Genomic DNA, 19,042 nt, shown 5'->3' on the forward strand with positions numbered 1-19,042 from the left:
TTCTTTGATTGAAAGGTTGTGTCATTATGGATTTAAGGCAACTTGAAGCATTTGTTTATGTTGCAAAGTTAAATAGCTTCTCTAAAGCGGCTGATACAATTTATTTATCTCAGCCTACGATCAGTTCCCATATCAATGCGTTGGAAAAAGAATTAGGTACGCAGTTGTTAATACGCTCTACAAAAGAAGTATATCCAACGAAAAGCGGTCTGGATTTTTATGTGTATGCTCAAAATATGCTGGCATTGCGTGACGAGGCCATTCATTCAGTCGCACAGTCTGTTCGTTGTATTAGAGGAGAGATTTCTCTTTTGGCCTCTAGTGTTCCGGCTCAATATTTGCTGCCATCATTCATTGCAGTATTTCAAAAAGCTTATCCTGACATTTTTTTTAAAGTCAAACAAAGTGACAGTGAACAGGTAGGAAAGATGCTTTCAAACTGTATTTATGATTTTGGAATTACAGGCACAAAAATAACTGGAAACAGATTTGTTCAATCTTCTTTTTATCATGATGCATTGGTGCTTGCTGTTCCTGTGGGCTTTACCGTTCCTAAAGACATGTCACTAGAAGCATTAATAAAAATACTCCGAACCCAGCCTTTTATTATGAGAGAGGATGGATCCGGAACTAAGAAGGAGCTGGAAAGTTTTTTGAATCGAATCAATCTAACTCTGGATCATTTAAATACCGTCTGTAGCTTTAACAATACACATGGGATCTTGCAGGCTGTTTCCAGCGGAGCAGGTATTTCATTTGTTTCCAGAGCTTCTACAGACTTATACACAAAAATGAGACTAATTAAGACGATTGATTTAAAAGAATTCATCGTGAAACGGAACTTTTATCTGTTATCAAAAAAAGAAATGATTTTACAGCCAGTGCAAAAGTTGTTTCAAACCTTTCTTCTTAATTACTATAAGGAACTGCAGTAATGATTTAAAATTCTAAAAGATGATTGGGATCAGTGTTTTGCTGATGCCAGAAAGGACTTTATTATGTACTTTAATAGTGCTGCTACTTCATTGCCAAAACCTCCGTGTGTAATTGATGCAGTTACCTCTGCAATGCTAACATTTGGTAATCCATTAAGAGGCGTTAACAAAGCTTCCCTTGACGGGCTTCGGTGTATCACAGATGCAAGGCAGGAAATTTCTCGTTTTTTTGGGGGTGAGAATGAGGTCGATGTTGCATTCTGTCAAAATGCTACGATGGCATTGAATCAGGTCATTGGGTCAGTTCAAAAACATATAGTCACAACTGCGGCTGAACATAATAGTGTACTTAGGCCGGTCTACCGGCATGGTAATTATACCATTGCACCTGTTGATGGGAAAGGAAGACTGGATTTAGACCAGATGGAAAAGGCAATTCGTCCAGATACTGAGGCAATTGTTATGACTCATGCTTCCAATGTAACTGGGAATGGTTACGATATTTCTAAAGTAGGTGAAATCTGTAAAAGAAAAGGGATCTTTTTTATTGTAGATGCCTCACAGTCTGCTGGGCTACTTCCTATTGATATGAAAGCTATGAATATTACAGCACTTTGCTTTAGCGGCCATAAATCCCTATATGGGCCACAGGGAACAGGCGCAATCTGTGTAAAGCCGGAATTTTCTATCACTCCTATTTTGACGGGAGGAAGCGGAAACAATTCCTTTTCTAAAACTGGCCCAGAAGAAATGCCGGAGCGTCTGGAGGCAGGCACTCAAAATGCTCAGGGGATTGCAGGTCTGCTAGCAGGTGTCCGTTATGTAAGTGATAAAAGAGAACAGTTTTTAAATGAGGCTCTAGAATTGTCAAATTATTTTGTAGAAGAGTTATTGAAGATACCTTCTATTAAAGTGTATGGTGATATGAAAAGCAGTCTGCGTACGCCAGTGGTAACAATTAATTCAGATAAAATTGCCAGCAGTGAATTGGCGTATGAACTTAGTGAGAAGTATGATATTTTTGTTCGTGCAGGAGCTCATTGTGCTCCCCTCATGCATCAGGCTCTGGGAACACAAGATACAGGAGCGGTCCGATTTTCCTTTTCACATAGCAATACAAGAAAAGAGGTTGAGATCGCAATCCATGCGTTGCAGACCTTGTGCAGAGGAGTTTACTAATATGAAAATTATTGATGCTATGGGAAAAGCCTGTCCCATACCGGTAGTCTTAGCCAAAAAAGAAGCAGCTAGACTTGCCTTAGAAGGTGGAGAATTACAGGTACTGGTGGATAACCTACCTGCATGTGAAAACTTAAAAAGTATGGCGGATGGTATGGGATACACCGCAAAGGAAGAGATGCTTGAGCCAGGTAGATACCGGGTAATCATAAAGGTTACGGCACAATCCCAGGAAATCATAAAAACTCAATCTTTTGAAGAGAAAACCCCTGTTAATAAAGGAGAGAATGGCCTGGTGGTTGTAATCAGTAAAGATTCCATGGGGCAGGGAAGTGAAGAATTAGGAAAAATTCTTATAAAAGGATTTGTATTTTCCCTCACACAGCTTGAAGATCTCCCAAAATCACTCCTGTTTTTTAATTCGGGAGTCCTTCTTACTGTGAAAGAAGCTAATACATTGGAAGATTTGCTTGCACTTGAACAGGCCGGCACTCAAATTAAAATATGCGGAACCTGTGCGGATTACTATTCTGTGAAATCTTCCATCGGTGTTGGGCAAATTGTAAATATGATGACCATAACAGAAGAGATGGCATTGGCAGGTACAGTCATTAATCTATAGATATGCCACATGAATTTTTAATTGAAGAAGGGATGCCTTATGGAGGATATCTTATTTACATTTCACAACACGCATCATTCAATTTTAGCTGAGAAGATCTTGCTTGAAGCAAATATACCAGTAAAGGTAATGCCGATGCCAGAAGTAATTACAGCCGGATGCGGGCTTTGTCTGCGCCTGCCAGAGGCTGATGGTCTTTGTGCATACCATTTGTTGAAAAGCAGCAGCATTTCTCCCCGGGGTATATATAGGAAGAACTCCGGTTTGTATGTAGAACTACAGATAGAAACCTTGCATACATAGATTGTTTTTCTGTCTTAAAGCATGATCAAGAAACGGGTCAAAAGACATAAGGCGGATACAAAGGGATTGTACAATGTGCCTATAAAATTCTGGTATTTATAAAAAAAACAAATAAAGTTGCATAACAATATAGCCATATCCAGATTGATAATGAATTTCAGAATGCTATAATAAGGATATGTATTGTAGACAATCTACAATACTAACAACAATGGAAACAGAGAGGTAACTGGTGTGCCTACCGGTCTTCAAAACCGTGTTGCGGTATTAACTGCCGTGGGTGGGTTCGATTCCCATATGTTTCCGCCAAAAATAATTAACATTTACATATATTTGATTGCCTTATGAAAGAAGTAAAGGATTGGGATGGGGGATTCCATGGATAGCATTATTGTGGGGACAGCAGGTCACATTGACCACGGAAAAACAGCTTTGGTAAAAGCACTTACCGGCTGCGATACGGATACGCTGGCAGAAGAGAAGAAACGGGGAATTTCAATCAATCTTGGCTTTGCCAGCTTTCGGCTGCCGAATGGACGAAACATTGGTATTGTAGATGTACCAGGACATGAGAGATTTATTAAGAACATGTTAGCTGGAGCAACCGGAATCGATCTTGCACTGATCATCATAGCGGCAACAGAAGGTATTATGCCACAGACAAGGGAGCATATAGAAATCCTTGGGTATTTAGGAATTCAGAAATATTTGATTGTGCTTACAAAAGTCGATATGGTGGATGAAGAATTTAAGGAATTGGTAGTGGAAGACATCAGAGATTTTTTAAAAGAAACTTTCCTGGCTCAGACCAAGATCGTTGAAGTGGATTCCATTAGCCGAAAGGGATTGGATACTCTGATTAAGGAACTTGAGAATCTGTCTTTTGATATTCAAGAAAGAAGCTTCACGAAAAAACCCCGTATGAATGTAGACAGGGTTTTTTCTATAAAAGGGTACGGGACGGTAGTCACCGGAACGCTGATGGAGGGGGTCATAAAGGTAAATGATGAACTTACTGTTTTCCCCCAGGGAATATCAGCAAAGGTGAGAAATCTCCAGGTTCATGACCATAATGTAGAGGAGGCATATGCAGGGCAAAGAACAGCAATTAATCTATCCGGTCTTTCGTTGGAAGAATTAAAAAGAGGAAACACGGTCGCAGTAAAAGACAGCGTATATGTAACAAATATTATAGATGTGAAGTTTCGGATCGTAGCAGATACAAAGTTTGAATTAAAGAAATTCTCTCGTTTGAAGCTTTATGTAGGCTCAACGGAAGTGCTAGCCAAAATTGTTCCAATCACCCATAAAACAGTGAAAGCAAAAGATGAGGGCTATGCTCAGATCATGTTAGATCACCCTATTGTTGTATTAAAAGGAGACCGTTTTGTCTTACGAACCATTACTCCGGTAACAACCATAGGAGGCGGTATTATTATTGATCCAAAGCCTCAGCGATATAAAAAATTCACAGAAGAGCTTATAAAGTCTGTGGATCTAAAGAATTCCTCGTCTGTAGATGAGATTATGGACGAATATGTAAAAGGGCATCCCTTTTCTGTTCTGGAAGAAATCGCTGCATTCATCAATGATGAAAGGGTGGGAGCTGAACTTAAAGACCTGATGGAAAAAGGAACTGTCATACAGATTGGAAAGCAATATTTACATAGAGAATTTTTGATACGATTTCAGTCTGGAGTCGAATCGGTATTAATGGACTACCATAAAAGGAACCCCCTTAGAAATGGGATGCCAAAAGCAGAGCTGATTGAAAAATTCAATCTGGCTAATAAAAAACAGGGAGAGATTCTTCTTCAGTACCTGTCTGAAATAAAACGGATAAAGCTGGAACAAAATCTCGTATCCACTATTTCTTTTCAGCCTGAATTGACACAAAACCAGCAAATGATAAAGGAAGAATTGTTAAGCAGGATTCATATCAGTGGTTATTCACTTATGACCATCGCTGAACTTACTGAGAATAAAAAAGACAGGCAGCAAGTCCTTGAATTTATGTTAAAGGAAGAACTGTTCCTGCTTCCAGGTCAATACATAATGAATCGAAGTCAATATGAAGAATTAAAAGAGCAAGCAAAAAAACTTTTTACTCAGAAAGGTATGTTAAAGCTATCAGACTTCAGGGATATGGCTGGAACTAGCCGAAAGTTTGCCTTACTATTATTGGAGCGGTTTGACCAGGAAAAGTTTACAAAGCGACAGGGGGAAGATCGAATCATCGTCTGAAATACAAATTAAAATACATGGGGGTATCAAGTGAAAATTTACGATGTTGTAATAATTGGAGGGGGACCAGCCGGACTTTCAGCCGGACTTTATGCAGGAAGAGCAAGGCTAGATGCGTTGCTGATTGAGAAAGAAAAGGATGGAGGACAGATTGTCATCACCTCTGAGATTGAGAATTATCCAGGATGTCTTCCAGAAGAGTCAGGAAGTTCTCTGGTAAAGAGAATGGCAAAGCAGGTGGAGACGTTTGGAATAGAAAGAGCTGCAGATTGTGTGGAAGCCGTAGATTTTTCAAATGATGTTAAAGTACTTCACGGCAAAAAGAATGATTACTATGCCAAGACAGTCATCATTGCAACCGGAGCATTTCCAAGGCCCATTGGATGTGAAGGGGAGAAAAAATATATTGGAAAAGGCGTATCCTACTGCGCCACCTGTGATGGTAATTTTTTTGAGGATTTTGAGATTTATGTGGTAGGCGGCGGGGATACCGCAGTGGAAGAAGCAATTTATCTCACCAAGTTTGGCCGTAAAGTCACCATTATTCATAGAAGAGATGAATTAAGAGCTGCAAAATCCATTCAGGAAAAGGCCTTCAAAAATAAGAAGATCGAATTTATGTGGGATTCTGTGGTGAAAGAAGTAGGCGGTGACGGAATGGTTCAGAGTATGATGGTAGAGAACCTGAAAACCGGGGAGAAAAAGGAAATCGTGGCCGATGAAGAGGATGGTACATTCGGCTTGTTTGGATTTATCGGATATCTTCCCCAGTCAAAGTGCTACGATGGCATTTTGGATATGGATTACGGCTACATTAAGACAAACGAGAATATGGAGACCAATATTCCAGGCGTTTATGCGGTGGGAGATATCAGAGTAAAAGAGTTGAGGCAGGTTGTTACAGCATGTGCGGATGGTGCGATTGCCGCAGTAATGGCTGAAAAATATGTTTCAGAATAGAGGAGGAATTGCTATGTTAATCGTTGATAAGGACACATTTGTACCAGAAGTTCTAGAGGCAGAAGGCTTTGTTTTCGTGGATTTCTTTGGAGATGGCTGTGAGCCCTGTAAGGCTCTTTTGCCACATGTGGAAAAGCTGGCAGAGGAATATGGAGATAAGCTGAAATTTACAAAGCTTAACACGACAAAGGCCAGGAGACTTGCTATATCACAAAAGATACTTGGTCTTCCTGTCATGGCAATCTACAAAGGCGGAGAAAAGGTAGAAGAGCTGGTCAAAGAAGATGCGACTACTGATCGCATTGAAGAAATGGTTAAAAGGTATGCTTTAGCTGAATAAAGGAAACAAACCAAACATCGGTAATAGCGCCAAAATTCTTGTGTGGGCTGTATGCTTTGCATTGGGCCTCACCTGGTAATTTGCGTTAATATAAATAATAAAAGGAGGAATATATGATGCTGAGAGACAAAAAAGCCATCATTATCGGTGACAGAGACGGCATTCCCGGCCCTGCCATTGAAGAGTGTGTAAAAACAGCTGGCGTACAAGTAGTATTCTCATCAACAGAATGCTTTGTCTGAACGGCTGCGGGTGCTATGGATCTTGAGAATCAAAAGAGGGTGAAAGCATTAGCAGAACAGTATGGACCTGAAAATATTATTGTTATTTTAGGTGCCGCAGAAGGTGAGGCCGCAGGCCTTGCTGCTGAGACTGTTACTGCAGGAGACCCTACTTATGCAGGACCTTTAGCAGGAGTCCAGTTGGGACTAAAAGTATATCATGTCTGTGAGCCAGAAGTAAAAGACGAAGTAGACAGTGCTGTTTATGACGAGCAGATCAGTATGATGGAAATGGTTTTAGATGTAGATGATATTATAAAGGAAATGTCGACGATAAGAGACGAGTATTGTAAATACTAGTATCTTCTCTTTACAGATCAATTCTTGTGAAATGGTATAAGGTAAACATTTTACAGGAATTGATTTATTATTAGGAGGCGAATATGTATAGTGTCTTAAAAGGAGCAAGTTATATTCTTGCTCATACGCCGGATATGGTCATTCACAATGGCACGACACAAACTACGCAAAGAACCATTGATCCGGAATCTGAATATTTAAAAAACCTGGATAAGAGCCTGCGCACCTATGAAGAGTGCAAGGCGTATCTCCCCAATCAGACCTATATTGGAAATATGACGCCACAGGAGCTGGCTGGATACGAGCAACCATGGTTTTTGCAGAAGTCTGAACACACAGAAAGAGAAGGCAAGTTCGGAGAAATCATGCCGGAAGATGAATTTATCGGCCTGATTGCCATATGTGATGTATTTGACCTGGTAAAGTTGGAAGTGAATTTTGCCAATACCGTAAGGTCGAAACTGGAATCACACAGCCTGATCAATCCAGCCCTATTAAAAGCCCTCGAAAAGGGAGTTGCATTGCCTGAAGTAAAGCAGTTGATTGAGGATACTCGTGTAGAGCCCTTGTACTTTAATGGCAACATAGTTGGATGCATCAAAGCGGCACACGATATTGACCAATCACTTTCTGCACATGTCATTTTTGAGAATCTTGTTTCGAAAGCATCCTGTGTTTTATCCTTATTACATCTCATCGGCAAAACAGAAGTTAATGCAGAAGAGATCGATTATGTAATTGAGTGCTCGGAAGAAGCGTGTGGAGATATGAATCAGAGAGGTGGAGGAAACTTTGCAAAAGCTGCCTCTGAAATGGCAGGTCTTGTAAATGCTACCGGTTCTGATGTTAGAGGATTTTGTGCAGGTCCAGCTCATGCTTTGCTTCATGCAGCGGCCCTGGTCAAATCCGGAACCTTTAAACATGTAATTGTTGCTGCTGGCGGATCCACCGCTAAACTTGGTATGAACGGAAAAGACCACGTAAATAAGAACATGCCAATACTGGAAGACTGCGTTGCTGGATTTGCAGTGTTAATCAGTGCTAACGATGGAGTAAGTCCGGAAATCAACAGTGACATTGTAGGACGACATACAGTGGGAACAGGGTCATCTCCACAGAATGTCATCTCTTCCCTGACTGCAATACCACTCGAAAAGGTGGGACTGAAATTATCAGATATTGACAAGTATTCCGTGGAAATGCAAAACCCGGATATTACAAAGCCGGCTGGAGCAGGCAATGTGCCGGAAGCCAATTATAAGATGATTGGGGCGCTTGCTGCCATGCGAAAAGAAATTGAAAAGTCACAGCTTGCAGACTTTGTTTCAGAACATGGCCTGGTTGGCTGGGCACCTACCCAGGGACATATCCCATCCGGTGTTCCTTATCTTGGCTTTGCCAGACAGGAACTAATGGATAAAAAGCTTAACAGAGTCATGGTAATTGGAAAGGGCAGCCTGTTTCTTGGCAGAATGACCAACTTGTTTGATGGAGTATCTTTTATCCTTCAGCAAAACAGTGGTGCCGGAGAAGAAAAGTCTGTTTCAGAAACCAGTGTCAGAAAGTTGATTGCTGATTCACTAAAGGACTTTGCAAAGCACCTTCAAGGTGATGAGGGGTGAACCTATGTCTGATGAAAAAATAAAAAAAATAGTCGCCAGCACCTTTCTTGATCTGGCACAAATACTGGAAACCGGGCAGTCAGGCAAGAAGATGCCAATTTTAGTTACAGCCATTGGCAGTGAGCACGGTGAAGAGACTATTTACAACGCAGCCCTGGAAGCTGCAAAAAAAGGAATTTGTGTAAAGGTGATTGGAACCAGAGACGTAAAGGCAGAAAATCTTGAGTCCATTCTCGTTTCTTCGGAAGAAGAGGGTCACAAAAAAATGGATGAAATGCTCTCTGAAAAAGTTGCTTATGGCGCAGTAACCATGCACTATCCATTTCCAATTGGAGTATCTACGGTTGGGCGTGTGATTACACCGGCAGCCGGGAGAAAGATGTATCTTGCGACCACTACGGGTACCTCTTCTGTCAACCGGGTGGAGGGAATGATAAAAAATGCCATTTACGGCATTATTACAGCCAAAGCCTGTGGAGTGAACCAGCCCACCGTAGGAATCTTAAATGTGGATGGAGCCCGTCAGACGGAAATTGCATTGCAGAAGCTTAAAGAAAATGGATACGATATTAACTTTGCTACTTCAGGAAGAAGTGATGGTGGCATGATTATGCGTGGAAATGATCTATTGACAGCCTCTGCAGATGTAATGGTTATGGATTCCTTAACCGGCAACGTACTGTCTAAGCTTTTATCTTCCTATACCACAGGAGGTAAGTATGAATCCATGGGCTTTGGTTACGGTCCTGGCATTGGCGAAGACTTTGATAAGCTGATCATGATTGTATCAAGAGCATCGGGAGTTCCTGTGATTGCAGGTGCAATTGAATTTGCCAAAGAGATGCTCTTAGGTGAATACCAAAAGGTATTAGCAGCGGAATTTAATAAAGCCAGAAAAGCTGGTCTAAATGATATCCTGGTTGAACTTAAAGCTGGAAAACGGGAAGAGACAGCAGTAGAAGTAAAGGCACCTCCAAAGGAAGTTGTAACAGAGGAGATCCTTGGCATTGAAATTATGGATCTGGAGGATGCGGTTACCTGCTTATGGAAAGCCGGCATCTATGCAGAGAGCGGTATGGGCTTCACAGGACCTGTGGTTCTTGTTGGGGAACACAATCTGGAACAAGCAAGGAATATTCTAAGCCAGAAAAAGTTTATTGGCTAAGAAGAAATGATAAATATGGGTTAAGAAAACGTTTCTTTAAAGGGTGATGGAATGACCGATAAAAACAGTTTAATGAGACAACTGCCAAAAGTAGATGAAATAATACGTTGTATTATCATAGAACGAGCCGTAAAAGCGCCTGAAGTTCTAATAAAACTGGCTGTTAAAAAAGAGATAGATGCTGAGAGAGAGAAAATATTAGCAGGTGAATCCACTGGGTGCACACGTGAAGCTTTATTAGAGCGGATTGAAGGTGAAATAAAAAGGCAGAATCGGCCGCATTTGAAGCGAGTCATTAATGCCACTGGAATTGTTCTTCACACAAATTTGGGTAGAGCAATGCTTGCCAATCAAGTTTCTGATCAAATGAAAGATATCGGTGCGTATTATTCCAATCTGGAGTATGATCTGGAAGCTGGCGAAAGAGGGTCAAGATATTCTCATGTGGAGCAGCTTCTTACTTTTTTAACAGGTGCTGAGGCAGCTTTGGTTGTAAATAATAATGCAGCAGCTGTATTTTTAATACTGAATTCTCTGGTAAGGGAAAAAGAAGTAATTGTCTCAAGGGGGGAACTGGTAGAAATCGGCGGCTCTTTTCGGGTACCGGAAATTATGAAGGCCAGCGGTTGTAACCTGGTAGAGGTGGGGACTACTAATAAGACTCATGAATCCGATTTTTTAGATGGTATTAGTGAGAATACCGGTGCGCTTTTAAAAGTCCATACCAGCAACTATAAAATCATTGGCTTTACAGAAGAGGTCTCAGTAGAACGGCTGAAAGCAATCGGTATCAGGCATCAACTCCCGGTTATATATGATCTGGGCTCCGGTCTTTTAATTGATCTTCAGGCTTATGGAATTGGAGAAGAGCCTACTGTTAAAAAGTGTTTGGAGGACGGGGCGGATGTGGTCTGCTTTAGCGGAGACAAACTGCTTGGAGGTCCTCAGGCTGGGATTATAGTTGGAAGTAAGGAATACATAAGCAAAATGAAGAAAAATCATCTTCTACGAGCACTGAGAATTGATAAACTTACCTTAACAGCCCTGGAGCTTACGTTGAGAGAGTACCTAGACGAAGCTGCTGCTATGGAGAGGATACCAACCCTAAATATGATTATGCAGCCTTTGGAGCTCCTGGAGAAAAGGGCACAGTTCTTTCTTCAGTCACTGGATGAGTGTCCAGAGGCGGAATATGAAGTAGTGGAGACACAGGGGCAGATCGGCGGGGGTTCTATGCCAGGGGTAAGCCTTTCCTCCTATGCAGTTTGTGTATGCAGAAACGATATCTCAGAAGGAATGCTGGAACAAATGCTCAGAGAGAATTCCACCCCAATTGTAACAAGAATATGGAAAAACAAAGTGCTGTTTGATGTAAGGACTATGAATGAAGTTGAAATTCAAACAGCGGCAGATTTTTTAAATCAATTATAAAGACTTAAGATGCATGGAAAGAAAGCATCATGTCTTTTTTGAAAGGAGACACCCAATGAAGTTGGAATTAGGCAATTTTTATGTAAAAGATATTTGCTTTGGTGAAAAAACTTCTTTAAAAGATGGGATTCTTACTGTGAACAAAGAGGAGGCTCTTGCGGTCATAAAAGAAGATGAGCATATTACAGAAGCAGAACTTTATATTGTTTCACCGGGAGATATGGTTCGGCTTGTTCCTGTAAAAGAAGCAATAGAACCACGTTACCGTGTTGGAGGAGGTCCTGTTTTCCCAGGTGTGACAGGAGATCTTATGCAGGCGGGGGATGGCACCACATACGCGTTAAAAGACATGAGTGTATTAGTGGTTGGAAAACATTACGGCGGATTTCAGGATGGGCTCATTGATATGGGCGGAGAGGGCGCAAAATACACCTACTACTCTCAGTTAAAAAACCTAGTTCTGGTAGCGGACAGTGATGAAGTCATTGAACAAAGAGAACAGCAGAAAAAGAACAAAGCATTAAGATGGGCAGGCATGCGCCTTTCAGAATACATTGGTGCTGTGACAAAGGATTTAACACCGGATGAGGTGGAAACCTTTGAGCTGGAACCTGTAACAAAAAGAAGTAAGGAAGTAAATGATCTTCCAAGCGTTGTTTTAGTGCTTCAGCCTCAATCTCAGATGGAAGAGGGCGGCTATAATGATCTAAATTATGGTTGGGATACAAACCGGATGCTTCCCACATTTATGCATCCCAATGAGGTGTTAGATGGAGCTATGATTAGCGGTTCTTTCATGCCGTGTTCATCCAAGTGGTCTACCTATGATTTTCAGAATCTCCCCATGATCCGCAAGCTTTATGGTGAACATGGAAAAACAATTAATTTCCTTGGTGTCATCATGTCAAACTTAAATGTAGCTCTTGAACAGAAAGACAGAGCAGCATTGTTTGTGGCTCAGATGGCGAAGTCTCTGGGAGCAGATTCTGCAGTTGTTGCAGAGGAAGGGTATGGCAATCCGGATGCTGATTTTACAGGCTGCATTGTAGCATTAGAGAATGCAAACGTAAAGACCGTGGGACTCACCAATGAATGTACGGGTCGAGATGGTGCGAGCCAGCCTCTTGTATCCCTTGATGAAAAGGAAAATGCAATTGTATCCTGCGGAAATGTTTCCACGCTCATCCGTTTACCCAAAATGGAAACTGTCTTGGGTGAGCTGGAGGCCCTGGCGAGAGATGGAATGTCAGGAGGCTGGTCCAATGATGAGATTCTGGGAGCATCTGTAAAAGAGGATGGATCTATTATAATGGAGAATAATGCAATGTTCTGCGGAGACCGGGTGGTTGGGTGGTCAACAAAGACAATGGCAGAATATTAAAGGAGGGGAAAAGATGAAGGGGATTTTATACTTAAATCAGTTCTTTGGCCAAATTGGTGGAGAAGAACTTGCTGATTTTAAGCCTGAAATTAGAGAGGGCCTTGTAGGTCCGGCAATGGCTTTACAGGCGGTACTTGGAAATGAAGTTGAGATAACCCATACCATAATTTGTGGGGATAACTTCATTGGTTCCAATACAGAAGAAGCGGTAGAAACTATAATTTCTATGCTCAAAGGCAAGGAAATAGATATATTCTTTGCCGGTCCAGCGTTTCGCGCAGGTCGTTACGGCTCTGCCTGCGGCCATATCTGCAAGGCTGTTAAGCAGGAGTTTCACGTGCCGGTAATCACTTCCATGAATGATGAAAACCCTGGCGTTGAGATGTTCCGTAAGGAAATGTACGTGTTCAAGGGTGGAGCCAGTGCTGCAAGCATGAAAAAAGATGTAAGCGCTATGGCAAAATTTGGTCTTAAGCTATTAAAAGGAGAGACCTTACTCCCAGCAGTAACCGAAGGTTACTTTGGAAGAGGCATCAGAGAACAGATTTGGCTGGATCCACCTGTTACTGGGGCAGATCGTGTCATTGATATGCTTCTAAAAAAGGTACATGGAGAGCCTTTTGAGACAGAGCTTTCCATACCAAAATCTGACCGGGTGGCAATTGCTCCTGCAATTACGCCGGAGGAACTAAGCACCATGGAGGTTGCTCTGCTTACCTCTGGAGGAATTGTTCCAGTAGGAAATCCAGACCGTATTCAGTCTGCATCAGCAACCAAATGGGGCAAATATGATATTTCCCAGATCGATGATTTAGTCAAAGGGGAATACATGACCATCCATGCTGGATTTGATCCAGCAGCAGCAAATAATGATTCAGATGTAATCGTTCCTTTGGATGCAATGAGAAAGCATCAAAAAGAAGGGAAGATCGGTGGAGTTTATAAGCATTTCTTCTCTACCGTAGGAACGGGAACTACTCAGGCAGAAGCTTCAAGAATGGGAAAGGAAATAGCTAGAGTACTAAAAAAGGATGGGATACGAGCCGCAATTCTGACCTCCACATGAGGGACTTGTACACGTTGCGGTGCAACAATGACAAGAGAAATCGAAAGAGAAGGAATCACCATTGTTCAGATGGCAAACTTAATTCCAGTAGCAAAAACCGTTGGAGTAAACCGTTTGGTTCCAACCATCTCAATTCCTTATCCGCTTGGAGATCCAGCGACATCCAGGGAAGAGCAGTTTAAGCTTCGTTATCACAGAGTAGGAGTGGCACTTGATGCGTTAACCAGTGAGATAGAAGAACCTCAGGTCTTTAAAGTTAAAATTTAGTCCAGAACTAATACATGATGGAAAAACACTTTTCACAAACTTGGTGTAAAGTGTTTTTCTATCATCAAAGCAATTTTGCAAAGATATCTGTATGAATTTAAACTTTAAGGAGGAGGTTTGTAATGAAGAAAAACCTTGTTTTTTACATATCACTTTTTATAACTGCTGTATTTATTGCACTTGGTCTCATTGCAAAAGATGTGTTTACGGCAGCAACCATTGCGGCAAAAGATTTTCTAGTTCAATATTTTGGGTGGTTTTACTTATTCTGTATGTTGGTTTTTGTAGTATTTTCATTAGGAATTGCATTTAGCAAATATGGAAAAATCAAATTAGGGCCAGATGATTCGGTGCCTGAATACAGCAACCGATCATGGTTTGCAATGCTTTTTGCAGCAGGCATGGGCATTGGACTTGTGTTTTGGGGAGCAGCAGAGCCCCTAACCCATTTTGTCAGCTTTGGAGCAAATGAGGGGGCAGCGAATCTGGCAATGAAAAAAGTCTTTATGCATTGGGGATTTCAACCATGGGCTGCTTATGCTATTATTGGTATGTCTCTTGGTTATTTCCAGTACAGAAAAAATGCCCCAGGTTTGATCAGCAGTATTTTTTATCCGCTCCTTGGAGAAAAGGGGATAAAGGGGCCCATTGGTAAATTAATTGATATTTGTGCAGTATTTGCCACAGTGGCTGGTTTTGCTACCTCTTTGGGGCAGGGAACCATGCAAATCAATTCTGGTCTTAACTTCTTGTTTCAAGTGCCAAAAACCATTACAATTCAGATTATAATTATATTTACTTTAATGGTGATTTACACATGGACGGCAGTGAAAGGAATTGATAAGGGAGTCAAATTTTTATCCGATATAAATTTTGTATTGGCAATTACCATATTGCTTGGTGCATTTATCATTGGTCCAAAGCTCTTATCTATTAATGTCTTTATGAATTCGCTGGGAAGCTATGTAAACAGCTTTTTAGCAGATAGCTTTGCAACAAGTCCTTTTGAAGATAAAACATGGCTTGGGTCCTGGACGATCTTCTACTGGGCCTGGTGGATTGCCTGGGGACCATTTGTAGGTACTTTTATTGCCAGAATATCAAGGGGAAGGACGATTCGGGAATTTGTGATTGGGGTTATTTTTGCACCCTCCATCGTGTCCTTTATATGGTTTTCTATCTTTGGAAGTCTTGGACTTAATTTGGACACAAAGATCATTTTAAAAGCAGTGGAATCAACGGAAACTGTTTTATTTGTGGTTTTACGAGAATATCCTCTAGGTAGCTTGTTTTCAGTAATTGCAATCTGTCTGCTGGCAACGTTTTCGATTACCTCGGCAAATTCAGGAATTTTTGCGCTGTCCATGTTTTCTTGTAATGGAGAGATGAATCCTGGAAATGGGAAAAAGATTCTGTGGGGAGCACTTCTGGCACTTTTGACATTGGTATTACTCAAGTCAGGGGGACTGGATTCCTTAAAGAATTGTTCCATTGTTGCGGCATTTCCTTTGGCAATTATCATGTTACTATCCTGTGTGTGCTTGTTAAAGGCATTGAGGTCGGAGGATACAAAAGAAAAGTAAGAAGTAAGCACACGGAATTACAATCAGAAGGAAAGTGGAGAAACGTATGGATTTTAAACAACTAGAAGCATTTGTACAAATTTCCAAACTGCAGAGTTTTTCGAAAGCATCGGAGGCTTTATTTTTAACTCAGCCCACATTGAGCAATCAGATCAATATACTGGAAAAAGAGATTGGGACGCAGTTGTTAGTTCGTTCTACGAAAAAGATCTATCCAACAAAGGCAGGAGTAAAATTTTACGAACATGCTCAGAACATGCTGGCATTGCGAGATCAGTCTTTGTTTGAAATGGGTAAATTCACGAAAGAATGTGCGGGAGAAATTAATATTCTTGCATCTAGTGTTCCGGCCCAATATTTACTGCCACAGTTGATTTCTGATTTCAATAAAGAATATACAAACATTGTCTTTCGATTATACCAGAGAGATAGTGGAGTGGTTTTTGAAGAGTTAAGCCAATATCAGTATGATATTGGCTTTGTTGGCACGGAAACAGAAAGCAGTCGCTATAAATTGACTGCTTTCTGTAAAGATCAGCTAGTATTAGTACTTCCCAAAAGTATGAGATACACGGGATGCCGTAACGCTTCGGATATTGTATCTTTTATCAGCAATAAGAACTTTATTATGCGTGAGCTAGGATCTGGTACCAGGGCAAAGATGCAATTGTTTCTCAATCAAAACAAAATGTATGAAAAAGATATGAAAATTGTTGCTTACTTTAGCAGCACACAGGGTATTGTGGAAGCGGTATCAAAAGGTTTGGGTATTTCATTTGTATCAAAAGCAGCAGCTTCGATTTATAAGCGTTTGAATTTAGTAAATATGGTGGAAATTGAATCGGAAGAATTGAGTCGAGATATCTTTTACGTATTAAAGAAAGATATGATCTTAACACCAGCACAGGAATTATTTATAAATTATGCAAAGAATTATTATAAAAGATAAAATCTTAATTTGATTTGCCTTCCATCTATAGTATAATGTTCTGTTAGAGGCATAAAATACATTGAGAGGTGGACAGATGCTATTTAATTCGTATGAGATAAATAACATGATCACATATTCCAAATCCAATCTAAGCGAGATTGTAGTAACTTATGTGAAAAACAAGATTCTTACGGGAGAATTGAAAAGTGGGGACCGTTTGGTTGAAACAGACATGTCCGAAGAACTTCAGATAAGCAGAGCACCAATACGGGAGGCGTTAAGAGAACTTCATATGAGAGGGTTTCTTTTGTTTTCACCGAAAAAGGGAAGTCAGATTCTAAATCTGGATATGAAAGATATTGCAGAGATTTTTTCCATTCGAATTCCTTTGGAAATGCAGGTACTTACCATTATATTTGAGAAGGAACTCTTAGATGAGAAAGACCTGGAATATCTGGAAGCTCTGAATAAGAAAATGATATCGTTAGACGAAGATACTATTTCAGATGAGAAAGAGAAAAAATTTATTTTTAATACTTATGATCTTGCATTTCATGAATTTTTCTGGAAGAAATCAGAAAGCTTTCGAAGAGCCGATATTTTACAAAACCAGTACTTTCAATTACTGGCTGCTATGAATAAGGATGCTTCCACCTTAGGTTCTGCTGAGGAAAAATACGAAGAGCATCAGAAGATTGTTGATGCCTGCCGCAGTGGTTCTCTAAATCAGGCACTATCTACATTTCAAAAGCATATGGATTCTTATTTAAACGCAGTTCAAATGCTTTAGGATGTAATGATACAGTTAACAAAACTAAGTATTTAAATCAGGCTGGTAAATGAGGGGAAGGTTCCGTCATTTACCAGCTTCTTTGGTCTTCTAAGGCCTTTTTTTAATTGGTTTTATCTTTTTTTTCATCCGGGTCATAGATTTCTTCTGAAAATTCGGTTAGGATACGACGATGCCCTGGTGTACCTTGCAAATATGAATTCTGCTTAATTAGCTTTCGCTTGTTTGCTGCTTTTACAAATCCATAACAAACTGTGAAGAAGATGACGAGAGCAATCCCTGCAAGAAATCCCAGTGTCTGCCCCTTTAAAAAGGGCATGCTGAACATGGCAATGATAAGTCCTGCTAAGGTAAACACAGAACTATACGGAAATCCGCAAAGCCGACAGTTTCCTTTTGGTTTCCCGTTCTTTTTCCGAAAACGGATGTGGGTGAACATGAGAATAATATAAGTGAAAAGCAGTGCAAATCCACCGGAGCTGATCAAAAACAAATAAACTTCGGGGAATAATAATCCCACATAGAGAAACAGCAACATGGAGAGACCGGAAAATAAGATCCCCCGGTAAGGAACGTCAGTTTTATCTCTTAAAAAGGTTGGTCCGAGTCCCTCCTCCACAAGAGACCGAAGCATTCTTCCGATTCCAAACATGGCAGCTAACATCGTTGATAAGATTGCGCTGATTAAGATTATGGTCATGGCAGTACCAGCCCAGGTCATTTGATAGCGGTTTAAGGCTGTAACCATGGGGCTGACTTCCTCACTTAAAGATCCTGTGGGTATCAGCAGCAAAAGTACGGAAATACAGAGAATATATAGTGTCACAAGCCAGAATACGGTTAGATGAATGGCGCGGGGCACATCCTTTTGCTTGTTCTCTGTTTCACTGGCGGCTAGTCCAATGATTTCAAAACCAGCATAGGTGAATAGAACGATTAGCATGCTTCCTGCCAGGCTTTTCAAACCGCCGGGGAGAAAGGGCTCTGAGCGCAGGATACTTGTTCCCAACGGGCGAACGCCTGGTAATATTCCAAACACGATGAGACATCCTAATAAGATAAATCCGATGATCGCTATGATCTTAATGGCAGATAGAATGCTTTCCAAATGGCTTAGCTGTTTTGCACCTAATAGGTTTAATAACGTCACCCCTACAATGAGAACGGTACCCAGGATAGGAATTGAGATGCCAGGAAACCAAGTTCGAAACAATAAAGAAACAGCAGTAGCCTCACTGGACATGGAAATGACCATTCCGGTCCAATACACCCAGCCAACCACAAAGCCCGTCCCTTTATTGATGTACTGAGAGGCAAATGTGCGAAAGGATGCGGAATCAGGATTTGATACTGTCATTTCTGAAAGTGCAAATAAAATGAAATAAACCATGACTGCGCAAATCAGATAAGAGAGTATTATTGCTGGTCCGGCGGCTTGTATGGCAACCGATGAACCTAAGAAAAAAGAACCACCGATTACGGTTCCTAGAGCCATCATTGTTAAGCGGCTCGCGCTAAGACCTTTTGTTTTATGTTTCATTAGGATTTCTCCCTTTCGTTTTCTACTTATTATTTCTGATAAAAGAGAAGTTATACGAAACATACTCTATTCCATGCTTTTATAGCATTTTAAAATAAAAAA

The 19,042-nt window shown here is 40.8% G+C and carries 17 protein-coding genes and 1 tRNA gene; 17 read left to right on the top strand and 1 reads right to left on the bottom strand.

What is annotated here, in order from left to right:
* The first annotated feature begins 26 nt into the window (after window positions 1–26).
* The 17 genes from BET01_RS17205 to BET01_RS17285 all read left to right on the top strand — a co-directional run bounded on the left by BET01_RS17205 (window position 27) and on the right by BET01_RS17285 (window position 17,400).
* Window positions 27–935, top strand: a complete 909-nt coding sequence (locus tag BET01_RS17205; protein WP_120198114.1) for a selenium metabolism-associated LysR family transcriptional regulator — start codon at window positions 27–29, stop codon at window positions 933–935.
* 63 nt (window positions 936–998) lie between these two features.
* Window positions 999–2,114, top strand: coding sequence for an aminotransferase class V-fold PLP-dependent enzyme (locus BET01_RS17210; RefSeq protein ID WP_330513101.1), 1,116 nt, complete (start codon window positions 999–1,001; stop codon window positions 2,112–2,114).
* A gap of 1 nt (window position 2,115) precedes the next feature.
* Complete coding sequence (gene yedF, locus BET01_RS17215) at window positions 2,116–2,736, top strand: sulfurtransferase-like selenium metabolism protein YedF (protein WP_158585094.1); 621 nt, start codon at window positions 2,116–2,118, stop codon at window positions 2,734–2,736.
* 39 nt (window positions 2,737–2,775) lie between these two features.
* Window positions 2,776–3,039 carry a DUF3343 domain-containing protein gene (locus BET01_RS17220; protein ID WP_120198117.1) on the top strand — a complete coding sequence of 88 codons (264 nt, stop codon included), beginning with the start codon at window positions 2,776–2,778 and terminating at the stop codon, window positions 3,037–3,039.
* Window positions 3,040–3,252: 213 nt separating this feature from the next.
* Window positions 3,253–3,348: transfer RNA gene (locus BET01_RS17225), tRNA-Sec, on the top strand.
* Between the two features lie 69 nt (window positions 3,349–3,417).
* Window positions 3,418–5,283: a selenocysteine-specific translation elongation factor gene (gene selB, locus BET01_RS17230; protein ID WP_158585095.1), complete on the top strand. Its 1,866-nt coding sequence runs from the start codon at window positions 3,418–3,420 to the stop codon at window positions 5,281–5,283.
* A 30-nt stretch (window positions 5,284–5,313) separates the two neighbouring features.
* On the top strand, window positions 5,314–6,243 hold the full coding sequence (trxB, locus tag BET01_RS17235) for a thioredoxin-disulfide reductase (protein ID WP_120198119.1): 930 nt from the start codon (window positions 5,314–5,316) through the stop codon (window positions 6,241–6,243).
* Window positions 6,244–6,256: 13 nt separating this feature from the next.
* Window positions 6,257–6,583, top strand: coding sequence for a thioredoxin TrxA (trxA, locus tag BET01_RS17240; protein ID WP_120198120.1), 327 nt, complete (start codon window positions 6,257–6,259; stop codon window positions 6,581–6,583).
* 116 nt (window positions 6,584–6,699) lie between these two features.
* Window positions 6,700–7,164: a glycine/sarcosine/betaine reductase complex selenoprotein A gene (gene grdA, locus BET01_RS17245; RefSeq protein ID WP_120198293.1), complete on the top strand. Its 465-nt coding sequence runs from the start codon at window positions 6,700–6,702 to the stop codon at window positions 7,162–7,164.
* Window positions 7,165–7,247: 83 nt separating this feature from the next.
* Window positions 7,248–8,786 carry a glycine/sarcosine/betaine reductase complex component C subunit beta gene (gene grdC, locus BET01_RS17250; RefSeq protein WP_120198121.1) on the top strand — a complete coding sequence of 513 codons (1,539 nt, stop codon included), beginning with the start codon at window positions 7,248–7,250 and terminating at the stop codon, window positions 8,784–8,786.
* Window positions 8,787–8,790: 4 nt separating this feature from the next.
* A complete protein-coding gene (gene grdD, locus BET01_RS17255; protein ID WP_120198122.1) occupies window positions 8,791–9,951 on the top strand; it encodes a glycine/sarcosine/betaine reductase complex component C subunit alpha in 1,161 nt (386 codons plus the stop codon).
* A 51-nt stretch (window positions 9,952–10,002) separates the two neighbouring features.
* Window positions 10,003–11,382: an L-seryl-tRNA(Sec) selenium transferase gene (gene selA, locus BET01_RS17260; protein ID WP_120198123.1), complete on the top strand. Its 1,380-nt coding sequence runs from the start codon at window positions 10,003–10,005 to the stop codon at window positions 11,380–11,382.
* Between the two features lie 55 nt (window positions 11,383–11,437).
* Complete coding sequence (locus BET01_RS17265) at window positions 11,438–12,763, top strand: glycine/sarcosine/betaine reductase component B subunit (RefSeq protein WP_120198124.1); 1,326 nt, start codon at window positions 11,438–11,440, stop codon at window positions 12,761–12,763.
* A 13-nt stretch (window positions 12,764–12,776) separates the two neighbouring features.
* Window positions 12,777–14,096: a betaine reductase selenoprotein B gene (gene grdH / locus BET01_RS17270; protein ID WP_120198125.1), complete on the top strand. Its 1,320-nt coding sequence runs from the start codon at window positions 12,777–12,779 to the stop codon at window positions 14,094–14,096.
* Between the two features lie 122 nt (window positions 14,097–14,218).
* The gene (locus tag BET01_RS17275; RefSeq protein WP_120198126.1) at window positions 14,219–15,679 is read left to right on the top strand and encodes a BCCT family transporter; all 1,461 of its coding nucleotides are present in this window, start codon (window positions 14,219–14,221) and stop codon (window positions 15,677–15,679) included.
* A gap of 46 nt (window positions 15,680–15,725) precedes the next feature.
* Complete coding sequence (locus BET01_RS17280; RefSeq protein ID WP_120198127.1) at window positions 15,726–16,628, top strand: selenium metabolism-associated LysR family transcriptional regulator; 903 nt, start codon at window positions 15,726–15,728, stop codon at window positions 16,626–16,628.
* Window positions 16,629–16,704: 76 nt separating this feature from the next.
* Window positions 16,705–17,400, top strand: a complete 696-nt coding sequence (locus BET01_RS17285; protein ID WP_120198128.1) for a GntR family transcriptional regulator — start codon at window positions 16,705–16,707, stop codon at window positions 17,398–17,400.
* A 103-nt stretch (window positions 17,401–17,503) separates the two neighbouring features.
* Here BET01_RS17285 and BET01_RS17290 read toward each other — a convergent pair whose 3' ends face one another.
* Window positions 17,504–18,940, bottom strand: coding sequence for an amino acid permease (locus BET01_RS17290; RefSeq protein ID WP_120198129.1), 1,437 nt, complete (start codon window positions 18,938–18,940; stop codon window positions 17,504–17,506).
* Between the last annotated feature and the right edge of the window lie 102 nt (window positions 18,941–19,042).

The sequence above is a fragment of the Lacrimispora algidixylanolytica genome, from assembly GCF_003609635.1.
Taxonomy (GTDB): domain Bacteria; phylum Bacillota; class Clostridia; order Lachnospirales; family Lachnospiraceae; genus Lacrimispora; species Lacrimispora algidixylanolytica.

Bases quoted from the DNA above. Each gene is read 5' to 3' on its own strand.
- BET01_RS17205 (WP_120198114.1), top strand. From the start codon at position 27: ATGGATTTAAGGCAACTTGAAGCATTTGTTTATGTTGCAAAGTTAAAT.
- BET01_RS17210 (WP_330513101.1), top strand. From the start codon at position 999: ATGTACTTTAATAGTGCTGCTACTTCATTGCCAAAACCTCCGTGTGTA.
- yedF (WP_158585094.1), top strand. From the start codon at position 2,116: ATGAAAATTATTGATGCTATGGGAAAAGCCTGTCCCATACCGGTAGTC.
- BET01_RS17220 (WP_120198117.1), top strand. From the start codon at position 2,776: ATGGAGGATATCTTATTTACATTTCACAACACGCATCATTCAATTTTA.
- selB (WP_158585095.1), top strand. From the start codon at position 3,418: ATGGATAGCATTATTGTGGGGACAGCAGGTCACATTGACCACGGAAAA.
- trxA (WP_120198120.1), top strand. From the start codon at position 6,257: ATGTTAATCGTTGATAAGGACACATTTGTACCAGAAGTTCTAGAGGCA.
- grdC (WP_120198121.1), top strand. From the start codon at position 7,248: ATGTATAGTGTCTTAAAAGGAGCAAGTTATATTCTTGCTCATACGCCG.
- grdD (WP_120198122.1), top strand. From the start codon at position 8,791: ATGTCTGATGAAAAAATAAAAAAAATAGTCGCCAGCACCTTTCTTGAT.
- selA (WP_120198123.1), top strand. From the start codon at position 10,003: ATGACCGATAAAAACAGTTTAATGAGACAACTGCCAAAAGTAGATGAA.
- BET01_RS17265 (WP_120198124.1), top strand. From the start codon at position 11,438: ATGAAGTTGGAATTAGGCAATTTTTATGTAAAAGATATTTGCTTTGGT.
- BET01_RS17275 (WP_120198126.1), top strand. From the start codon at position 14,219: ATGAAGAAAAACCTTGTTTTTTACATATCACTTTTTATAACTGCTGTA.
- BET01_RS17280 (WP_120198127.1), top strand. From the start codon at position 15,726: ATGGATTTTAAACAACTAGAAGCATTTGTACAAATTTCCAAACTGCAG.
- BET01_RS17285 (WP_120198128.1), top strand. From the start codon at position 16,705: ATGCTATTTAATTCGTATGAGATAAATAACATGATCACATATTCCAAA.
- BET01_RS17290 (WP_120198129.1), bottom strand. From the start codon at position 18,940: ATGAAACATAAAACAAAAGGTCTTAGCGCGAGCCGCTTAACAATGATG.